Raw genomic sequence first — 614 nt, forward strand, 5'->3', positions numbered from 1 at the left:
CACCACCTCGTCGGCATCGCCGTATAACGGCCAGAACCAGCCGGTTTTCATCTTGCCCTTTTGCGGCCCGGCCCGGCCCTGATGACCGGCTTTGATGGGCGTTTCATCCATGGCCAGCACCCGACTGCGCAGCACATTGTCGGTCTGGGCATCCACGATGGGTCGCAACAGGTCGATGGCACGCTTGACCAGGTTCGTCAGGGTGCTGCGACTGACGGTGATACCGGCCTGCTGGATGCGCTGGTGTTGACGATACAGCGGCAGGTGGAACTGGAACTTGTCCACCAGCAGCCCGGCCAGCAGGCTGACGTCGGCCAGGCTGTTGTCCAGCACGTTGAACGGAGCCAGAGTCGTCACCGGCTTCTCGGCCCCCTTTCGCCGGAACACCGGGCGTTCGCACTTAAGCACCACATAACTGGAGGCACGCTGGGCCAGCCGGTAGGTGGTCTTGCTACCGATCACTTCGTACTGGTCAGCCTCCGGCCCGGTCAGTTCCGGTGGCAGGTGCTCAATGACCTCCATCGGCACATCGGCGGTAAAGCGCAGACCGGAGTCATTCAAGCAGTCGTCGTCCCGCTGCTTTTTGCCGGTGCCGCGCTGATAGGCCTTGATGG

General features: G+C 62.7%; 1 protein-coding gene. It reads right to left on the reverse strand.

Annotated features, from left to right (window positions below; all coding sequences use genetic code 11):
• Positions 1 to 614: IS66 family transposase (locus tag INT19_RS11950; RefSeq protein WP_193060900.1), on the reverse strand; the 614-nt coding region annotated here is incomplete at both ends.

The organism is Halomonas sp. 3A7M (assembly GCF_014897875.1).
Classification (GTDB): Bacteria; Pseudomonadota; Gammaproteobacteria; order Pseudomonadales; family Halomonadaceae; genus Vreelandella.